The organism is Streptomyces macrosporus (assembly GCF_039533145.1).
In the GTDB taxonomy this organism is placed as follows: domain Bacteria; phylum Actinomycetota; class Actinomycetes; order Streptomycetales; family Streptomycetaceae; genus Streptomyces; species Streptomyces macrosporus.
The window spans coordinates 18,404-37,333 of sequence record NZ_BAAASZ010000003.1 but is presented as its reverse complement, the minus strand read 5'-3'; the positions used below and the strand labels follow the sequence as shown (position 1 = coordinate 37,333).

Here is an 18,930-nt window from a genome sequence, read left to right as displayed (position 1 = left end):
GCTGCCGTGCTCAATCCATGGCTGGCACTGGAGACGGGCGCGGACCCGGTCGAACGGACCGGGGCCTTACGCCGCGCCCACGAGGCGTTCCTGACCGAGGGGGCGATAGGCACGCCCGTCCGGGAGGTGATAGCCGCGTCCTGGCGGCGTTCGGCCAGGGCGGCGGTCGAACCGGACCGCGTGGCCCCCGTCGAACTCGACGAGGACGACCTCGCCGAGCACCGCGCGGCGCACCCCCTGGCCCGGGTCATGCCGCTGTTCCGGGAACTGCTGGGCACCATCGCCGAGGACGGCGCCCATCTGCTGTCGGTGTGCGACGAGCACGGCCGGATGCTGTGGGTCGAGGGCCATCCGCAGGTGAGACGGCGCGCCGAGGCGATGAACTTCGTCCCCGGCGCCCGCTGGGCCGAGGCGTCCGTCGGCACCAACGCCCCCGGCACCGCCCTCGCCGTCGACCACGCCGTGCAGATCTTCGCCGCCGAGCACTACTGCCGCCCCGTCCAACCCTGGACCTGCGCCGCGGCCCCCGTCCACGATCCGGGCACCCGTCGGCTGCTGGGCGTCGTGGACATCACCGGCGGCGACCACCTCGCCTCCCCGCACAGCCTCGCCCTCGTCCAGGCGACCGCCCGGGCGGCCGAGGCCCACCTCGCCTCCCTCGCCCCGGCCACCGTCGCGGCCCCCCTCCTGGAGGTCCTGGGTCGCGACGAGGCCCTGCTGCGCGCCGGGCCGGGCGCACCGGTGCGGCTGGGACGGCGGCACAGCGAGATCCTGCTGCTGCTCGCCGCCCACCCCGACGGCCTCTCCGGCGAGCGGCTCGCCCTGGAGCTGTACGGCGACCGCGACATCAGCCCCGTCACCCTGCGCGCCGAACTGTCCCGGCTGCGCTCCCTGGCGGGGCCCCTGGTGGCCTCCCGTCCCTACCGGTTGACCGTCCGGGTGCGCACCGACCACGACACGGTCGCCGACGCCCTGCGCGCCGGCGACCTGCCCACCGCCCTGGCCGCCTACCGCGGCCCGCTGCTGCCGACGTCCGAGGCGCCCGGCGTGGTACGGCTGCGACGCCTGCTGGAGGACCGGCTGCGGCAGGCCCTGCTCGCCCGCCGCGATCCGCTGCTGCTGGACGGGTGGGTGCGCACCCCCTGGGGCGAGGACGACCTCCAGGCGTGGGAGGCGCTGGCCGGCGCGCTGCCCCCCGGCGCCAGGGCGGTGCCCACCGCCCGGCTGCGGGCCCTGCGCGGCGCCTACGGACTGGGCCCGGAGGGCTCCGGGGAGCCGCCCGGGCGGGACGCAACATACCCGCAACGTTCCGTCACCTAACGTGTCCGGTGCACCGCCTTCCGGCCGTCCGCGACGGCCGGCGTGCCGGGCCGCCGAACGTCTCGCGGGACGCTCTCGGCGGGCCCCGGCCGCTCGGCGGTGCCTGGGCCGGTCCCAGGCCGGCGGTCCCGTGGCCGTCGGGAACCGGGAGGGCCACCCTTCCGGGCAGTGCGCAACACCTGGGAGCGGGGCGTTGGAGCGGCGTTCCTCTCCCGGACGACAGAGGCGGTACGGCGGGGCCGCACGGCCTGCTTGACGGCGAGCAGGGCGGACGGTTTCCGGCGGCGGAGGCCCGACGCGTGCGGGACCCCGCCCCGTCCCGTCCGTACCGCCTCCCGCGCGTCCGGCCGTCCGCGCCGGGGCGGCCGGTTCACCCCCGGGACGTCGTCACTCCAGGACGTCGAAGGGATCGCCCGTGCGGAGGAGGCCCGTGCCCTCCGGCACCAGGTTCTGCCCGAAGACCACCCGGTCGCCGAAGCGACGGTGCCGGGCCAGGGTGCGCAGCGGTTCCTTGCCCCGCTCGCCCGTGGCCTGGTCCGTGGTGGTCACCACGCAGCGGCCACAGGGCTTGGCGACCCGGAAGGACACCTCGCCGATCCGGACGCGACGCCAACCGTCCTCGGCCCAGGGCGGGGTGCCCTCGACCACCACGTTGGGTCGGAAGCGGTTCATCGGCAGCGGGCCCTCGTCCGGGTGATCCCCCTGCTCTATCAGCAGGTTGAGGGCGTCCAGCGACGACACCGTGGTGAGCAGGACGGGAAACGCGTCGGCGAAGGACACCGTCTCGCCGGGGAGGCCGTGCCGGGAGGTGATCGGACGCCGGTGCTCGGGGGCGTCGAGGTGGACCAGCCGAGCGTCGGTGCCCAGATACTCCGTCAGCCAGGCGTCGGCCTCGGCCCCCGCCGGCACGGCCTCCACCTTGGTCCGCCACACCTCGACCACGGTGGAGCCCGAGGCCGGGTCGGGCACCTCGACGGTCAACTGCCGCATTCCGGGGGCGGACAGCCGAAGGCCGCCGCCGGGCAGAGGCTCGGCGGCGGCCAGGGCCATGCGCGGATGCCCGCGCTGAGTGAGCTGTGTGCCGTCGGGATCGGCCACCATCCAGCGCCGATCCCCCGACAGTCCCCATGGCTCGACGACGGCACGGGTGGTCCCGACACCCGCGAACGACTTCACCGGGTAGAGGTTGAGCGCGGCCAGCCTGGGCGTGGTCATGTGCCCATCCTGCCACCCGGGTCGGACGGTCGATCGGTCAGTAACCACGCCCTTGGTACGAGTGGCCGTACGGCTCCTCGTACGAGCCGGGGTGCGGCGCCGGGGCGGGCGCGGGCATCTGCCGCGGCGGCGTCGGCCGCGGGGCGACCGGACGCATCTGCGGCTGCTGCTGGTTCGGGTAGCCGTAGCCGCCCCGCGGCGCGGTGGCCTGCTGCGGGATGTAGGGCGCGGGCGCCTGCTGCAGCGGTGCGGGCTGCTGCGTGGGCGCGGGCTGGTAACCCGGGTTCGGGTAGCCGTACCCCCGCTGGGGAGCCTGCTGCGAGGGGTGGGAGGAGGGCCCGGACGGCAGCGCGGGCAGCGCGGCCGGGAGGGCGGGCAGGTGTTCCGAGGACTCGTAGGGAGACGCCGGAACGCGAATGGGCGCGATCTGAGGTCTACCCCGCTCGGCGACCAGGCTGTCGTAGATCGGGGTGTCAGCGAAGGACGGCGTGGAGTAGTAGCCACCGCCGTAGGTGCTGCGGGGGGACGTCATACTCATAAGTTAAGCCCACGATGTGCTGGTTGGGGAGAGCGATAAGAAGGTCATTTCACGGGGTTTCCGTGGCCATGAACCCCCGCTGTGGGCAAAGGTGAAGAAAACGCCCATCCCGCTCCGCAAGGGCAACTCCGCGAGGGCATGGGAAAAGACCGGTTCTCGCGGTATTCCGCGCGGCGTGGACCGGTGCGATGGTGGGCTTCGCCGGGCGCGGCGAGCGCGTGGAGGCCCGGCCGTCGAAGGGGGAGAGCATGACCATGTCCAAGGGCGCCAACGTCCCGGTTCCGGCCCCGGCGGTCCGGGTCGAGGTGGGGTGGGGCACCGGACCGGGAGTGCCGGACGTGGACGCCTCGGCGCTGCTGCTCGTCTCCGGCCGGGTCCGCTCGGACGCCGACTTCGTCTTCTTCAACCAGCCCCACCACGCCTCCGGCGCCGTGCGGCACGAGGGCAGGCGCACCGCGGGCGGCACCGTGACCGACACCCTCGCCGTGGACCTGGACCGGGTCGAGCCCGCCGTCGAGACGGTGGTCGTCGCCGCCTCCGCGGACGGCGGTGCCTTCGGCCGGGTGCCGGGGCTGTACGTACGGGTCCTCGACGCGGGCGACGGCGCCGAACTCGCCCGGTTCGACAGCCGGGACGCCACCGTCGAGACGGCCTTCGTGCTCGGCGAGCTGTACCGGCGTCGGGGGGCCTGGAGGTTCCGGGCCGTCGGCCAGGGCTACGACAGCGGACTGGCGGGTCTGGCCACCGACTTCGGCATCACGGTCGACGAGCCGCGGACCGCCCCGACGCCCGCCCCCGCGCCGGTCGCCCCACCGCCCGCGCCACCCGCTCCGCCCCGGCCCGTGCGGCTGAGCAAGGTCACGCTGACCAAGGAGGCGCCGACGGTCTCCCTCGCCAAGCAGGGCGGCACCTCCGGCAGGATGCGGGTCAACCTCAACTGGCAGGCGCACAGGCGGTTCAAGGGCCGGGGGAGCAAGCTCGGCCGGGCCGTGGCCGCGCGCTCCGACCTCGACCTGGACCTGTGCGCCCTCTACGAGCTCGCCGACGGCGGCAAGGGCGTCGTCCAGGCGCTCGGCAACGCCTTCGGATCGCTGCACGGACCGCCGTACATCCACCTCGACGGCGACGACCGCACCGGCGCCGTCGAGACCGGCGAGAACCTCACCATCAACCTCGACCACAAGGAGAAGTTCCGGCGCGTCCTGATCTTCGTCACCATCTACGAGGGCGCCCGCAGCTTCGCGGGCCTCCACGCCACGGTGACCCTCACCCCGCAGAACGGCGCGCCCGTCGACTTCTCCCTCGACGAGTGCACCGTCCCCTCGCCCGTCTGCGCCCTCGCGCTGATCACCAACGACGGCGGCGACCTCGTCGTCCGGCGCGAGTCGCGCTACCTGATCCCCGAACGGGGGGTGAGCCCGCAGCGGACGGTGGACCACGCCTACGGCTGGGGCATGCGGTGGACGCCCGGCCGCAAGTGACCCGGCCGGCCCGTCGCGCCCTCCGGTGGAGGGCGCGGTGAGCCCGTACCCGTACGCTGTTCCCTGTGAGAATCGCGCTCGTGGACTCCGGGATCGGGCTGCTGGCCGCCGCCGCCGCGGTACGGCGCGCGAGACCCGACGCCGACCTCGTCCTGTCCTGCGACCCCGACGGCATGCCCTGGGGACCGCGGACCGCCGACGACATCACCGCCCGCGCCCTGGCCTGTGCGCGGGCGGCCGCCGAACGGGAGCCGGACGCGCTGATCGTCGCCTGCAACACCGCCTCCGTGCACGCCCTGTCCGTGCTCCGCGCCGAACTGGAGCCCGGCCTGCCGGTCGTCGGCACCGTGCCCGCGATCAAGCCCGCCGCGGCCACGGGCGGCCCCGTCGCCGTCTGGGCCACCCCCGCCACCACCGGCAGCCCCTACCAGCGCCGCCTGATCGCGGAGTACGCCGACGGGGCCGCGGTCACCGAGGTGCCCTGCCACGGGCTGGCCGACGCCGTGGAGAGCGGCGAGGAGGCGGCCGTCGACGCCGCCGTCGCCGCTGCCGCCGCCCTCACCCCGCCGGACGTACGGGCCGTCGTGCTCGGCTGCACCCACTACGAGCTGGTCGCCGAGCGCATCCGCGCCGCCGTCCGCGCCCCGGAGCCCGTCCTGTACGGCTCGGCCGACGCGGTCGCGACCCAGGCGCTGCGCCGGATCGGCGTGGCACCGGACCCCCGAGCGGCCCCCACCGGCGGCCTCACCGTCCTGGCCGGCGGCCGTCCGGCCGAGCTGGCCGCCCCCGCGCGCGCCTACGCCGAGGGACGGCTGCTGGCCGCGTCCGGCGCGGTCCGGGCCGGCTGACGGGATCGGTCCTCACGGCATCGGCCGGGCCGTCGCCGGCCCCGCCGGCAGGCCCGCGCCCACGGTGACGCGGTCGAAGCTCAGCGCGTTGCCCACGCGCGCCACCGCGACCGTCAGGGCCGGCGCGTGCCGGGGCCGCCGTACCGCACGGCCCCGGCGGGCGCGGCGGCGGGCGGCAGGGAACCGCCGATCCGCCCGCAGGCGTACCCGGCGGCGACCGCCGGCGGCACCCCTTCGGGACGGGCGTCCCGCCCCGCCGCGCACAGCAGCGCCCATCCGGCGCAACAGCCCAGGACCACCGCGCCGGCGACGTCCGGCACGCCTTTCCGGTCCGGAGCGACGGACACCGATCCGAGCGCCGGTGACGCCGGCGTCCGCGACCCCCCGAGACGGACGGCCCCGCGACGGCCGCCGGAGACCGTCCGGGGCGCCGTCGCGGGCCGTGACTTCGGGGACACCGTGGCCCCGGGGACCGACACGGGGATACGCGCGCGCACGGGAACGATCGCCGGCCGGCGCCGAACGGCCGTCGCGGGGACGCCCGGAGGGACACGTAGGCTCGTCGCATGGCGACTCCCGACTTCATCAGCGAGCTGCGCGCGAGCGTGGGGCAGCGGCTGCTCTTCCTGCCCGGCGTCAGCGCGGTCGTCCTCGACGACGAGGGCCGCGTCCTCCTCTGCAGAAGAGCCGACACCGGTCGCTGGTCGATCGTCGGCGGCATCCCGGAACCGGGCGAGCAGCCCGCCGAGGCCGTGGTCCGCGAGGTGTACGAGGAGACCGCCGTCCACGCCGTCCCCGAACGGCTGGTGCTGGTGCAGACGCTCGCCCCCGTGCGCTACCCCAACGGCGACGTGTGCCAGTTCATGGACGTCTCCTTCCGCTGCCGCGCGGTCGGCGGGGAGCCGCGGGTCAACGACGACGAGTCCCTGGAGGTGGCCTGGTTCGCCCCGGACGCCCTGCCGCCGCTGGAGGAGTTCGCGCTGACGCGCATCGAGCGCGCGACGAGCGACGAACCCACGTGGTTCGAAACCACCGCGGGGAGCCCAAGTATGGGCGTGTGACACATCGGTGAGGGGACGGTCGCTGCCTAGTGTGCTGGTCATGACCGCGCCGCGAACCCCCCGTGCTGTGCACGCTCCCACCGAATCCGACACCGGTCCCGACGCCGCCGCCGTCGCCGTTCCGGGTCCGGGCGCCCCGGCCGTGTCCCTCGACCTCGGCGGCCGGACCGCCCTCGTCACCGGCGCCGCCGGAGGCATCGGCCGGGCCTGCGCCCTGCGGCTCGCCGCCGCGGGCGCCAAGGTCCGCGCCGTGGACCGGGACGCCGAGGGGCTGCGGAAGCTGGCCGACGGGGCGGCCGGACTGCCCGGCACCGTGGAGACGGTCCACCTGGACCTCACCGACCTCGACGCCGCCGAACAGGCCGCGGCCGGCGCCGACGTGCTGGTCAACAACGCCGGGCTGCAACTGGTCCGTCCCATCGAGGAGTTCCCGCCGGACGTCTTCCACACCGTGCTGACGGTGATGCTGGAGGCCCCCTTCCGCATGGTGCGCGGCGCCCTGCCGCACATGTACGGCCAGGGCTGGGGGCGGATCGTCAACATCTCCTCGGTGCACGGACTGCGCGCCTCCGCCTACAAGTCCGCCTACGTCAGCGCCAAGCACGGGCTGGAAGGGCTCTCCAAGGTCACCGCCCTGGAGGGCGCCGCGCACGGCGTCACCTCCAACTGCGTCAACCCCGCCTACGTCCGCACCCCCCTGGTGGAGCGGCAGATCGCCGACCAGGCCCGGGCGCACGGCATCCCCGCCGACCGCGTGGTCTCCGAGATCATGCTCGCCGACGCCGCCGTCAAGCGGCTGATCGAGCCGGAGGAGGTCGCCGAGGCGGTCGCCTACCTGTGCAGCCCGCAGGCGTCCTTCATCACCGGCGCCTCGCTGGTGATGGACGGCGGCTGGACGGCACACTGATCCGCACACCCGGTGCACCGCCCTGGCGCACCCGTACGACCGGCAGGTATCCCTTGTGCCCATGCCCGAGCACGACACCCAGCACGACACCGGGGCGGCCCCCCTCGCGTTCCTCGAACTCCTCGCCCGCGACGCGCCCGCCGAGGAGTACGAGCGCCCCGAACTGCGCGGCTCCGCCACGGCGGACCGCGCCCGGCTCCTCGCCCTGCGGGTGCGGTCCGAGCTGGAGGGCCGCCGTCGGCGCGAGGCGGAGCTGACCGCGCTGTTCGCCACGGCGCACGACCTGGCCGGAGTGCGGGACCTGGACGACGTCCTGCGGGCCATCGTCCAGCGCGCCCGCTCCCTGCTCGGGACCGAGGTCGCCTACATGACCATCAACGACCCCGAGCGCGGGGACACCTACATGAGGGTCACCGAGGGCTCGGTCTCCGCGCGCTTCCAACAGCTCCGCCTGGGCATGGGCGAGGGGCTGGGCGGCCTGGTCGCCCAGACCGCCCGCCCCTACGTCACCGACGACTACATGCGGGACGAGCGCTTCCTGCACACCCGCAACATCGACACCGGCGTCGGCGAGGAGGGCCTGGTCGCGATCCTCGGCGTGCCGCTGATGCTGGGGCGCGAGGTGATCGGCGTGCTGTTCGCCGCGGACCGCCGCCCCCGCGTCTTCGACCGCGAACAGGTCGCGCTGCTGGCCTCCTTCGCCGCCCACGCCGCCGTCGCCATCGACACCGCCCGGCTGCTCGCCGAGACCCGCGAGGCGATGGCCGAGCTGGAGGCCGCCAACGCGATCATCCGCGACCGCAGCGCCGCCATCGAACGCTCCTCCGAGGTGCACGACCGGCTCACCGAACTGGTCCTGCGCGGCGGAGGCGTCGACGACGTGGCCGCCGCGGTCTCCGAGGTCCTCGACGGCGACGTGGAGTTCGTCGAGGGGCGCCGGGCGCCCGCCCGGGCCGTCGAGCGCTCCCGGCGCGACGGCCACGCCGTGCGCGAGGGCGACGCGTGGGTGGCCGCGGTCTCCGCGGGCGGCGAACTGCTGGGCGCGCTGGTGCTGCGCGGCCACCGGGAACTGGACCCGGTGGACCAGCGCACCCTGGAGCGCGCCGCCCTGGTCACCTCCCTGCTGCTGCTCGCCCGCCGCTCGGCGGGCGAGGCCGAGCAGCGGGTGCGCGGCGAACTCCTGGACGACCTGCTGGACGCCGCCGACCGCGACCCCCGGCTGCTGCGCGAGCGCGCCGCCCGGCTGGGCGCCGACCTCGACACGCCCCACGTCGTCCTGGCCGCCCGGCAGGCCGGCGAGCACACCGGGCGGCGGGGGGAGAGGGAGACCACCGACCGGCAGCGGCTGTGGTCGGCCGCCTCCCACCTGGCCGCCACCCGGCACGGGCTGGCCGCCGCCCGGGACGGCGGCACCATCCTGCTGTTGCCGCTGCGTCCCGGGGAGAGCGCCGGGGACACCGCCCGGCAGGTCGCCGCGCAGCTCGGCGCGGCCGTCCACCTCTCCGTCACGGTCGGCGCCTCCGCACCGGTCCCCGCCCCCGCGGCCGACCCGGCAGCGGTCGCGGCCGCCTGCGCGGAGGCCCGCCGCTGTCTGGAGACGCTGTCGCTGCTGGGCCGTCTGGGCGAGGGCGCGGCGGCCGACGACCTGGGCTTCCTCGGGCTGCTGCTCGCCGACAGCCGGGACGTCGACGGCTTCGTCCGCCGCACGCTGGGCCCGGTCCTGGAGTACGACGCCCGCCGCGGCACGGACCTGACGGGCACTCTGGAGGCGTACTTCGCCAGCGGGTGCAGCCCGGCCCGCACCAAGGACGTCCTCCACGTCCACGTCAACACCGTGGCCCAACGACTGGAGCGGGTCGGGCGGCTGCTGGGCGACGACTGGCAGTGCCCGGACAGGGCCCTGGAGGTACAGCTCGCGCTGAGGCTGTACCGGATGTCCGCCGCCGTCGCCCGCTGACGCCCGACCCGCCGTCCTGCCGCGGGGACGTCCCTACAGGGACTTCGCGGGCTCGGGGCCGGTGCGGTCGTCCGCGTCCTCCCCGGCGTCCCCGTCGTCCTCGCCGATCCGCTCCAGGTCCCGCATGCGGGTCTCCTTGGCCACCCCGACCGCGAGCAGCGTCAGCAGCGCGGCGGCGATCACGTACAGGGCGATCGGCGTGGAGCCGTCGAAGTCGGCCAGCAGCGCGGTGGCGATCAGCGGGGCCGGGGCACCGGCGGCGACCGACGAGAACTGCGCGCCGATCGAGGCACCGGAGTAGCGCACCCGGGTGGCGAACAGCTCCGAGAAGAACGCCGCCTGCGGGGCGTACATCGCGCCGTGGAAGATCAGGCCGACCGTGACGGCCAACAGCACCGCGCCGAAGTTCTCCGTGTCCAGCAGCCAGAAGAACGGGAACGCCCACAGGCCGATCCCGGCCGCGCCCAGCAGGTAGACCGGACGGCGGCCCACGCGGTCCGACAGCGCGCCCCACATCGGGATCGCCGCGAAGTGGATGGCGGAGGCGATCAGCACCGCGTTGAGCACGGTCTGCTGCTCCATGGCCAGGTGCTTGGTCCCGTAGGTCAGCACGAAGGCGGTGATGACGTAGTAGCTGATGTTCTCCGCCATCCGGGCGCCCATCGCGATCAGCACGTCGCGCCAGTGGTGCCGCAGCACGGTCAGCAGCGGCATGGCCTCGACCTTCTCCTGGGCCTTGCGGGCCTCGGCCTTGGCCAGCGCCGCCTTGAACACGGGCGACTCGTCGACCGACAGGCGGATCCACAGGCCGAGCAGCACCAGCGCGCCGGAGAGCAGGAAGGGCACGCGCCAGCCCCAGGACTCGAACGCCGAGGCCGGCAGCACCGCCGTGAGCACCGCCAGCACGGCGGTGGCCAGCAACTGGCCCGCGGGGGCGCCGGTCTGCGGCCACGAGGCCCAGTAGCCGCGCCGGCGCGCGTCACCGTGCTCCGACACCAGCAGCACCGCGCCGCCCCACTCGCCGCCGAGCGCGAAGCCCTGGATCAGCCGCAGCGCGGTCAGCAGGACGGCGGCCAGGGAGCCGATCTGGGCGTGCGTGGGCATCAACCCGATCGCGAAGGTCGCGCCGCCCATCATCAGCAGGCTGATGACCAGCAGCTTCTTGCGGCCGAGCCGGTCGCCGTAGTGGCCGAAGACCAGGGCGCCGACCGGCCGGGCGACGAAGCCGACCGCGTACGTCAGGAAGGCCAGCAGGGTGCCGACCAGCGGATCGGACTCGGGGAAGAACAGCTTGTCGAAGACGAGCGCGGCGGCCGAGCCGTAGAGGAAGAAGTCGTACCACTCGATGGTGGTGCCGATCAGGCTCGCGGAGACGACGCGTTTGAGGGACGCGGGGGTGGAGGTCGAGGGAGGAGAGGACGGGGCGGCCATGAGCACCACTTCCGGACGGAAAGGGGGACGATTCGTGTCGCCACACCGTAGGAATGCCCTGGTCGTCGGCCCATGTGGTGGAACACCACAGTTCGCGGTCGGGGTGTGCGCGCGCGCACCATGGGTGCTCGCGCCGGGCGTCCGCCGCGGGCGGGTCGGCTCCGAACGGTTCCCCCTCCGTCGGCGATGGGGCACACTGTGTGGCTGTTCGGTGGGCGGGGACGGGTTTTCGGATGCCGGGGGGCGCGGGGGACGGTGCTGGGATTCCTCGCGCGACGGACGTGGGCGCACCGGTCGTTGGTGGCCGTCGCGCTGTTCACCGTCACCCTGACGAGCTGTGCGCTGACCGCGCTCTCGGTGTACGCCGACGCCGTCGCCGACGCGGGCCTGCGCCGGGTGCTCCAGGACCGGTCGTCGGCGCGGGCGCTGCTGGAGGTGGAGGCCGACGTCGACGCCGCCGGCCGGGCGCGGCTGGACGCGCTGGTGCGCGACACCGCGCGGGACGCCTTCGACGGACTGCCGGTCCGCGTCGCCGCCGTCACCCGGTCGGGCCCCTACCGACTGCCGGACGGCGAACGGTCGGAGAGGCGCGGCGCGGACGGCGCGGACGATCCGAGGCTGACGCTGCTGGCCGCCCTCGACGCCTCCCGCGTGACCTTCACCGCCGGCACCCGGCCCGGCCCGGCGGAGGCGGAGGGTGCCGTTCCGGTCGCGGTGCCGGAGGCGGCCGCCCGCGCGCTGGACCTGCGCCCCGGCGACCGGGCGACCCTCGCCGACCGGCGTCACGGCCCGCCCCTGCGGATCCGGGTGACGGGGGTCTACCGCCCGGTGGACCGGAACGCCCCGTACTGGCGGCTCGACCCGCTCGCCGGACGAGGGGTGCGCACGGTCGGGTTCACCACCTACGGGCCGATGCTCGTCGACCCCTCGGTGTTCGACGCCGAGCGGGTCGCCCCGGCCGCGATGTCCTGGCAGGCGCGGGCGGACTTCTCGACGGTGACCGCCGACCGCGCCGACCGGCTGCGGGAGAGCGTGCGCCGGGCCGTGGCCCGCCTCGGCGACGATCCGGCCGGCGCGAGCGCCCAAGTCGACACCGACCTGCCCGACCTGCTGTCCGAGACGGAACGGTCCCTGCTGGTGAGCCGCTCGACGGTGCTGGTCGGCGCGGCCCAACTGGCGGCCCTCGCCGGGTGCGTGACGGTCCTGGTGGCCGGAGCCCTGAACGAGCGGCGCGCCGCGGAGAACGCCCTGCTGAGGGCGCGCGGCGGGTCGAGGCGGCGGATCGTGGCGCTCGCGGCCGGCGAGGCGCTGCTGCTGGTGCTCCCGGCGACGATCGTCTCGGTGGCGGCGGCCGTCCCCCTGGCGGAACTGTCGGCGGAGCACGGCGCCCTGGCCCGGGCCGGCGTACGGGTCCTCGGCACGGTGGACGGCGGAACCCGGGCGGTCGCCGCCGCGGTGGCCCTGGGGAGCGCGGCGGTGCTGATCGCGCCCGCCCTGCGCCGGCCGGGCGTCCACGTGCGGGAGCGGGCCGCCCGGACGCGCCGCCCGGCGCTCGGCGCCGCGGTGCGGGCCGGGGCCGACCTGGGACTGCTGGCCGTCGCCGCGGTCGCCTACGGCCGGCTGTCACGGCAGGCGGCGGGCGGGGGCGTGCTCTCGGGCGCGGACGGAACGCTCGGCGTGGACCCCGTGCTCGTCGTCGCGCCCGCCTGCTGCCTGCTGGCCGGTGCGGTGGCGACGGCCCGACTGCTGCCGCTCGTGGTGCGGGCGGGCCGGTGGACGGCCGACCGCGGTCGCGGACTCGTCCTGGCCTGCGTCCACTGGCAGGTGTCGCGGCGCACCGGGCGTGTCGCGGGGCCGCTGCTGCTGGGCGTCCTGGCCGTGGCCACGGCCGTGTTCGCCGCCGGGCAGGGCGCGAGCTGGGACCGGTCCCGGCAGGACCGGGCCGACTACGCGGTGGGCGCGGACCTCCGCGTCGCCGGCGGATCGACCCCCCGGTTCGGGCAGGGCGGCGTGTACGACGAGGTGGCCGGCATCGCGTCGGCCACGCCCGTGGCACGCGAGCGCGTGATGCCGGCCGGGGACGGCACGGCGACCGTGCTGGCGATGGACACCGCCCGGGCGCCCGACATCGTGCGGCTGCGCGAGGATCTGACGGACCGTCCCCTGGACCGGCTGCTCGCCCCGTTGCGCCCCGACGCCCGGCAGCGCTCCGGCCTCGTCCTGCCCGACGACGCCCGGCGAGTGCGCCTCGCCGTCCGGCTGCGGGCCGACGGCGACGCCGGCCGGGACGGCACCGACGGACCGCGGGCGACGCTGGGCGCCGTCGTCGAGGACCGGTACGGCGTCCCCCACGCGTTCGCCCTGGACGACCTGCCGGCCGACGGCGAACCCCACGTGGTCGAACTGGACTTCGCGGACGCCGCCGGCCCCGCGGGCGCCCCCGCCGGGCCTCTGCGCCTGACGCGGCTGACGGCCGAGCACACCCTGCCGGAGCGCCCCCGGGACCTGCGGCTGACCGTCACCGAACTGCGGACCGTCGACGGGGACGGCGACACCACCGCGGTCGACGTGCCCGGGAACGCGGACTGGGAGGCGCGGGCACGGGTCGAGAACCCCGCCTTCCGGCACGCGCCGGCACAGGGGTACGTGGCCGCGCGGGCCCACGCGCCCGCCGTCGACCGGGGCGGGAACGTGTTCGACGTGCGCTACGGCAGCGGCGCGGAACCGGCTCCTCCGCTGGGGCGCGCGCCCAGCCGCGGCGTGCTCACCCTGTACGCCGCCGAACCCTCGCGCCCGCACCTGACGGCCGTCGCCACCGACGCCTTCCTGCGCGCCAACGGGACCGAGGTCGGCGACACGATCACCGTCGACCTCTCCGGGGCGAGCCTGGAGGTGCGCGTCACCGGCTCGGTGCGCGGCCTGCCCACCACGCCCCTGCGCGGCGGGGACGCCGAGGGCGGCGCCCTGCTGACGGACCTGGGAGCCCTGGAGGACGCCCTGCTCGCCCACTCCGCCGAGCCGGTGGAACCCGGGGAGTGGTGGCTGGCCGCCGAGCCGGGACGGGCCCGGCAGGTCGCCGAGACCCTGCGCGCCCGGCCGGACGAGACCTCGGTGCTCGTCCGGGACGAACACGCCCGGGAAGCGGCCGCCGACCCGCTGGGCGCCGGCCCCCGCGCGGCCCTGCCGGCCGTCGCGCTCGCCGCCGCCGTCCTCGCCGCCGCCGGGTTCGCGGTGGTCACGGTCGGAGCCCTGCGCGAACGCGCCGACGACATCGCCGTCCTGCGCGCCCTGGGCGCCCGACGGTCGCGGATCGTCGCCGCGCTCGCCGTCGAACAAGGGCTCCTCGCGGCGGCGGCCGTCGGCCTGGGGGCGTTGGTGGGGACGGTGGCGACCCACCTCGTCGTGCCGCTGATCACGGTGACCGCGGAGGCGTCCCCTCCCGAGCCCGACGTGCGGGTGGCCTTCCCCTTCTGGCTCGCCGTCGCCCTGGCGGTCGCCGTGCCGGCCGTGCCGGCGGCGGTGTCCGCGGCCGTCGCGGCACGCTCCGGGCGGCCGGCCGCACCGCGGAAGGCGGAGGAGTGACGTGAGGCCGACCGAACGACCGAGGACGGCGCGGGGGAGGGCGCGGGGGAGCGCGACCGTGCCCTGGATCCGCGCCCGGCTGCGGGCGTCGGCGGGCGGCGCCCTGGCGTTCGGGCTGCTGGTGATGGTGACCGCGTTCCTGGCGACCGCCGTGCCCCGGCAGGTCGCCGTCCACGAGAACGCGGCGCTGCGGCAGGTGTTCGCCGGGACGACGCCGGACCAGCGCGGCGTCACGGTCACCGCGGAGATCGTGCCGGGGGCGCCGGGCGAGCCCGACACGGCCGTCCCCTCCCCGGAAGAACTGCGGGACGCCGCGCGGGCCCTGCGGGACGTCGCCCGTCCGCCGCTGACCACGGACCCGGACGAGACCGTCTCCGGCATCCGCAACGGCACCCCGATGGAGGTCTCCGGCCGCGGACTGGCCCGCCCCTCGGGGCTGAGCCCGCGGATGTCCCTCGTCACCCGGCCGCCGGACGCGGACGTGCGGCTGGTCTCCGGCCGGATGCCGGCGCCGGACGTCCGGGGGAACACCGTCGAGGCCGTGGTCACCACCCGCACCGCCGAGGTCGTGGGCCTCCGCGTCGGCTCCACCGTCCGCTTCCCGGACGTCACGGGCACCCCGGTGACGGTGCGCGTCAGCGGACTCGTCGCCCCGCGCGACCGCGGCGCCGCCTACTGGCACACCGGACCCGACCTGCCCGAACCCGGCCTGCGGACCGTCCCCGGGGAGCTTCCGCCCCCGCGGTACTGGCACTTCTCCGCGCTGATCGACAGCGGTGCCCGCCGGGTGCTGCCGTTCTGCGACGGCGGCGCCGTGGTCTTCTGGCACCATCCCGTGCGCACCGACGTCCTCGCGGCGGAGGACGTCGGCGCCCTGCGGCGGGCGCTGGTCTCGCTCACCACCGGACCGGACGCGGCGAGAGTGGCGGACCGCTCGCCGGTGGCCGCCCCCGACATCGGAGCCGACGACCTCGTCGCGCTGCTCGGCGCGTTCGAGGAGGAGCGCCGCACGGCCCGGTCGCTCGTCCTGATCGCCTCCGTCGGCGTCGGAGCCGCCGCGCTGGTGGTCCTGGTGATGGCCGGGGCGCTCGCCGCCGCCGCGCGGCGGACGGAACTGGCGCTGCTGCGCGCCCGGGGCGCCGGCCTGCCCGGCATCGGGCTGCGTCTGCTGGGGGAGACGGCGGCCGTCGCGGTGCCCGCCGTCGCGGCGGGCACCGCGTGCGCCCTGCTGTGGGTGCCGGCTCCCCGCGACACGGTGTCGCTGCTGCCGGGCGCGGCGGTCGCCGTGCCGGCCTGCCTGACGTTGCCGGTGCTCGCGATGGCGGCCCACCGCCGGCCCCGCCCGCCGGCCCGCGACGACGTCGCCGGCGCCCGCCCGTCCCGGCGCCGCGTGGTCGTGGAACTCACGGTCCTTGCGTCGGCGCTGGGCGGACTGGTCGCCGCACGGCGGCACGACACCGACGACGGGGCCGATCCGCTGATCGCGGTCGTGCCGGTGCTCCTGGCGGTGGTGGTCGCGCTGGTGCTGCTGCGGGTGTACCCGCTGCCGCTGCGGCTGCTCGCCCGTCCGGCGGCCCGGCTGAAGGGGCCGGTCGCCGCTCTCGCGCTGGCCCGTGCCGCCCGGGCCCCGGCCGTCTCCGCGCTGTCGCTGCCGGCGGTGCTGGTGGCACTGACCGTGGCCGCCTTCGGCGGTTCGGTGCCGGCCGGCGTCGCCGACGCCCGCGCCCGGGCCGCCCTGGTCGAGGTCGGGGCCGACGCCCGGGTGGAGTCCTCCGCCGCCCTGCCCGCCGGCCTCGACGCCCGGATCCGCCGGGTGGCGGGGGTGAGCGACACGGCCGCCGTGCGGATCGAGGAGGGGGAGGGCCTGATCGGCGTCTCGTCGCGGCTGCTCACCCTGATCACCGTCGAGCCGCGCTCCTACGCGCGGCTGGTCGCCAGGACCGGTCTGGACGGCGGCGGGCCCTTCCCCGCCGAGGAGTTGGGACGCGCCCGGGACGGCGGACCGCTCCCCGCGGTCGTCTCCCCCCACGTCGCCGAGGCCCTCGGCGACGGGACGGGCTTCGTCGACGGCGGAGACGGCCCCGCGCGCATCCGGGTCGTCGCGGTCCGGGACGCACTCCCCGCCGCCTCGGGGGAGTTCGTCGTCGTGCCGGCCGCCGCGCCGCGCCCCACCACGCTGCTGGTGAGCGGTTCCGGGATCGACGGGGACGCGCTGGCGGCCGAGGCCCGCCGCGCCGGGGACGGCCTCACGGTGACCCTGCGCTCCCGCACGGAGGCCGAGTACGGCGCCGGCCCGCTCCGGGACGGCACCCGGCGCCTCCACGGAGCCGCCGTCGTCGCCGCGGCCGGCTACGGGGCGCTCGCGCTGCTGCTGTCGCTGTCGCAGTCGGCGCCGGAACGCCGGACGACCCTGGCGCGACTGCGGGCGATGGGCATGAGCCGACGGCAGGGCGGCGCCCTGGTGTGGGCCGAGACGCTTCCCCCGGTGCTGCTCGGCGTGCTGGGCGGGGTGGGCACCGCCCTGGCGGCCGTGCCGCTGCTGCGCCCCGGCGTGGACCCGACCCCCCTGGCCTTCACCGCGCGGGCCGGCGGCTCCGGCGAGGGGACCGTACGGGCGGTGCTGACCCACGACGTCGGGGCGCTGCTGTGGCCCGCGGCGGCGGTGACCGCCCTGGCCTGCGGGATCGTGGCCGTGCAAGCCTGGCGGGGGACGCGCGGGGAGGGAAACCGGTTGAGCACGGGGGAGCGGGAATGAGACGCGAGAGGCGGGAGGGGACGCCGGTGGGCCTGGCCGAGCTGGAGCGCCGCGCCGCACGCGGTCGCGACGACGACGGCCGTGACCGGAACGCGCTGATCGTCTGCGACCGGCTGGTGCGCATCTTCACGGCGGACGGTGTCGAGGTCCAGGCGCTCCAGGGGCTCGACCTGCTCGTCGAGCGGGGGGAGTTGACGGCGATCGTCGGGGCGTCCGGCAGCGGCAAGTCCACGCTGCTGAACATCCTGGCCGGACTCGACACGCCGTCGGCGGGGGCCGCCACGGTCGCCGGGTTCGACCTGGTGACGATGGACGCGGCGGCCCGGCTGCGCTACCGGCGCGAGGTGGTGGGGTTCGTCTGGCAGCAGGCGGCCCGCAATCTGCTGCCCTATCTGACGGCGGCCCAGAACGTGGCACTGCCGATGCGGTTGGGCGGCGGCCGGATACCGCGGCGCCGGCGGGCCGAGCGGGTACGGGAGCTGCTGGACCTGCTGGGCGTCGGGCACTGCCACGACCGCGTGCCGGAGAGGATGTCGGGAGGGGAGCGGCAGCGCGCGGCCATCGCCGTGGCACTGGCGAACGCCCCCGCGCTGATCCTGGCGGACGAGCCCACCGGCGAGCTGGACTCGCGGGCGGCGGAGGAGGTCTTCACGGCCCTGCGGACGGTCAACGAGCGGCTGGGCACCACCGTCCTGATCGTCACGCACGACGCGTCGGTCGCCTCGGCCGTCCGCCGCACGGTCGCCATCCGCGACGGGCGGACGTCCTCCGAGGTGCTGCGCCGCGCGGCGCTCGACGAGCACGGCGACGAGGTCGTCGTGGCCCAGGAGTACGTCACGGTCGACCGGGCCGGCCGGCTGCAACTGCCGGCCGGGTTCGCCGAGCGGCTGTCGATCCGCGACCGGGCCCGCGTCGCCCTGCAACCGGACCACATCACCGTCCACCGGGACGACTCCCGTGACGCGTGAGAGGACGACGGCGGAGGCGGAGGACGACATGCCCGAGACCCCGGGAACCGGTGCCGGGACCCCCGCGCGGGACGAGCGGGACGCACGGCGCGAGCGGGAGGAGGCGGAGCGGGCGGGGCCGGAGCCGATGGTCGCCGTCCGCGGCCTGGTGCGCACCTACGGCAGCGGACCGGCGGCCGTGCGCGCCCTGCGCGGGGTGACCTTCGAGGTCCCCCGGGGCGAGCTGGTGGCCGTGCGCGGGCGCTCGGGGTCGGGGAAGACGACGCTGCTGAACCTGATCGGCGGCCTGGACCGGCCCGACGCCGGCCGGGTCGTCGTGGACGGCGTCGACCTGGCGGGGCTCGGGGAGAAGCGGATGACGGCGCTCCGACGCGACCGCATCGGCTTCGTCTTCCAGTCCTTCGGGCTCGTCCCCGTCCTGACCGCGGCCGAGAACGTGGGCGTCCCGCTGCGGTTGCGCCGGGTCCCCTGGCGCGAGCGCGAGGAGCGGGTGGACCTCCTGCTCTCGCTCGTGGGCCTGCGGGAGCACGCCGCCCAGCGGCCCGGGGAGCTCTCCGGCGGCCAGCAGCAGCGCGTGGCGATCGCCCGCGCGCTGGCGAACCGGCCGCCGCTGCTGATCGCGGACGAGCCGACGGGCCAGTTGGACGCGCGGACGCGGGAGACGGTGATGGACCTGCTGCGGGCCGTGGTGGACGACGAGGGGACCACCGTCCTGATGACCACGCACGACGACGATCTCCTGGCGCGCGCGGACCGGGTGTTCGAACTGCGGGACGGCCTGGTGGCCGAGGCCGGAGCGTCACCGGGCCCCGAGCCGGGGTCCGGCCGGCCCCCCGGCCGCCCGTCCGACGGGCCGTGACGCGCCGA

At 76.5% G+C, this 18,930-nt stretch carries 14 protein-coding genes; 10 read left to right on the top strand and 4 right to left on the bottom strand.

Going from position 1 to position 18,930, the window contains the following annotated elements; all coding sequences use genetic code 11:
- The first annotated feature begins 6 nt into the window (after window positions 1-6).
- Window positions 7-1,320 carry a helix-turn-helix domain-containing protein gene (locus ABD335_RS00600; RefSeq protein WP_344320271.1) on the top strand — a complete coding sequence of 438 codons (1,314 nt, stop codon included), beginning with the start codon at window positions 7-9 and terminating at the stop codon, window positions 1,318-1,320.
- A gap of 387 nt (window positions 1,321-1,707) precedes the next feature.
- Here the strand turns inward: ABD335_RS00600 and ABD335_RS00595 are convergent, their stop codons facing one another.
- Both ABD335_RS00595 and ABD335_RS00590 read right to left on the bottom strand, forming a co-directional pair.
- Window positions 1,708-2,535, bottom strand: a complete 828-nt coding sequence (locus tag ABD335_RS00595) for an MOSC domain-containing protein (RefSeq protein WP_344319988.1) — start codon at window positions 2,533-2,535, stop codon at window positions 1,708-1,710.
- 37 nt (window positions 2,536-2,572) lie between these two features.
- Window positions 2,573-3,067 carry a DUF6643 family protein gene (locus ABD335_RS00590; RefSeq protein WP_344319987.1) on the bottom strand — a complete coding sequence of 165 codons (495 nt, stop codon included), beginning with the start codon at window positions 3,065-3,067 and terminating at the stop codon, window positions 2,573-2,575.
- Between the two features lie 260 nt (window positions 3,068-3,327).
- Here ABD335_RS00590 and ABD335_RS00585 point away from each other — a divergent pair, with 260 nt between their 5' ends.
- Window positions 3,328-4,554 carry a TerD family protein gene (locus ABD335_RS00585; RefSeq protein WP_344320270.1) on the top strand — a complete coding sequence of 409 codons (1,227 nt, stop codon included), beginning with the start codon at window positions 3,328-3,330 and terminating at the stop codon, window positions 4,552-4,554.
- Between the two features lie 65 nt (window positions 4,555-4,619).
- A complete protein-coding gene (locus ABD335_RS00580) occupies window positions 4,620-5,402 on the top strand; it encodes a glutamate racemase (protein ID WP_344319986.1) in 783 nt (260 codons plus the stop codon).
- A 113-nt stretch (window positions 5,403-5,515) separates the two neighbouring features.
- Here ABD335_RS00580 and ABD335_RS00575 read toward each other — a convergent pair whose 3' ends face one another.
- The gene (locus ABD335_RS00575) at window positions 5,516-5,722 is read right to left on the bottom strand and encodes a hypothetical protein (protein ID WP_425583508.1); all 207 of its coding nucleotides are present in this window, start codon (window positions 5,720-5,722) and stop codon (window positions 5,516-5,518) included.
- 246 nt (window positions 5,723-5,968) lie between these two features.
- Here ABD335_RS00575 and ABD335_RS00570 point away from each other — a divergent pair, with 246 nt between their 5' ends.
- From ABD335_RS00570 to ABD335_RS00560, 3 genes are all read left to right on the top strand, one after another.
- The gene (locus tag ABD335_RS00570) at window positions 5,969-6,463 is read left to right on the top strand and encodes an NUDIX hydrolase (RefSeq protein ID WP_344319985.1); all 495 of its coding nucleotides are present in this window, start codon (window positions 5,969-5,971) and stop codon (window positions 6,461-6,463) included.
- Window positions 6,464-6,605: 142 nt separating this feature from the next.
- Window positions 6,606-7,370, top strand: coding sequence for a 3-hydroxybutyrate dehydrogenase (locus ABD335_RS00565; RefSeq protein ID WP_344320269.1), 765 nt, complete (start codon window positions 6,606-6,608; stop codon window positions 7,368-7,370).
- Between the two features lie 61 nt (window positions 7,371-7,431).
- A complete protein-coding gene (locus tag ABD335_RS00560; RefSeq protein WP_344319984.1) occupies window positions 7,432-9,327 on the top strand; it encodes a helix-turn-helix domain-containing protein in 1,896 nt (631 codons plus the stop codon).
- Window positions 9,328-9,360: 33 nt separating this feature from the next.
- Here ABD335_RS00560 and ABD335_RS00555 read toward each other — a convergent pair whose 3' ends face one another.
- Entirely contained in the window at window positions 9,361-10,758 is a 1,398-nt protein-coding gene (locus ABD335_RS00555; RefSeq protein WP_344319983.1) for an MFS transporter, read from the bottom strand.
- Window positions 10,759-11,058: 300 nt separating this feature from the next.
- On the opposite strand from ABD335_RS00555, the gene ABD335_RS00550 reads away from it, so the two are divergent.
- From ABD335_RS00550 to ABD335_RS00535, 4 genes are read left to right on the top strand one after another with little or no spacing between them, the layout of a single operon-like run.
- Window positions 11,059-14,340, top strand: a complete 3,282-nt coding sequence (locus tag ABD335_RS00550; RefSeq protein ID WP_344319982.1) for an FtsX-like permease family protein — start codon at window positions 11,059-11,061, stop codon at window positions 14,338-14,340.
- 58 nt (window positions 14,341-14,398) lie between these two features.
- Window positions 14,399-17,095 (top strand): FtsX-like permease family protein, encoded by a 2,697-nt coding sequence (locus ABD335_RS00545; RefSeq protein WP_344319981.1) that lies wholly within the window; start codon window positions 14,399-14,401, stop codon window positions 17,093-17,095.
- On the top strand, window positions 17,092-18,063 hold the full coding sequence (locus ABD335_RS00540; protein ID WP_344319980.1) for an ABC transporter ATP-binding protein: 972 nt from the start codon (window positions 17,092-17,094) through the stop codon (window positions 18,061-18,063). Before ABD335_RS00545 ends, ABD335_RS00540 begins: the two co-directional genes overlap by 4 nt.
- 28 nt (window positions 18,064-18,091) lie before the next feature.
- Window positions 18,092-18,922: an ABC transporter ATP-binding protein gene (locus ABD335_RS00535; RefSeq protein WP_425583507.1), complete on the top strand. Its 831-nt coding sequence runs from the start codon at window positions 18,092-18,094 to the stop codon at window positions 18,920-18,922.
- Window positions 18,923-18,930 lie beyond the last annotated feature (8 nt).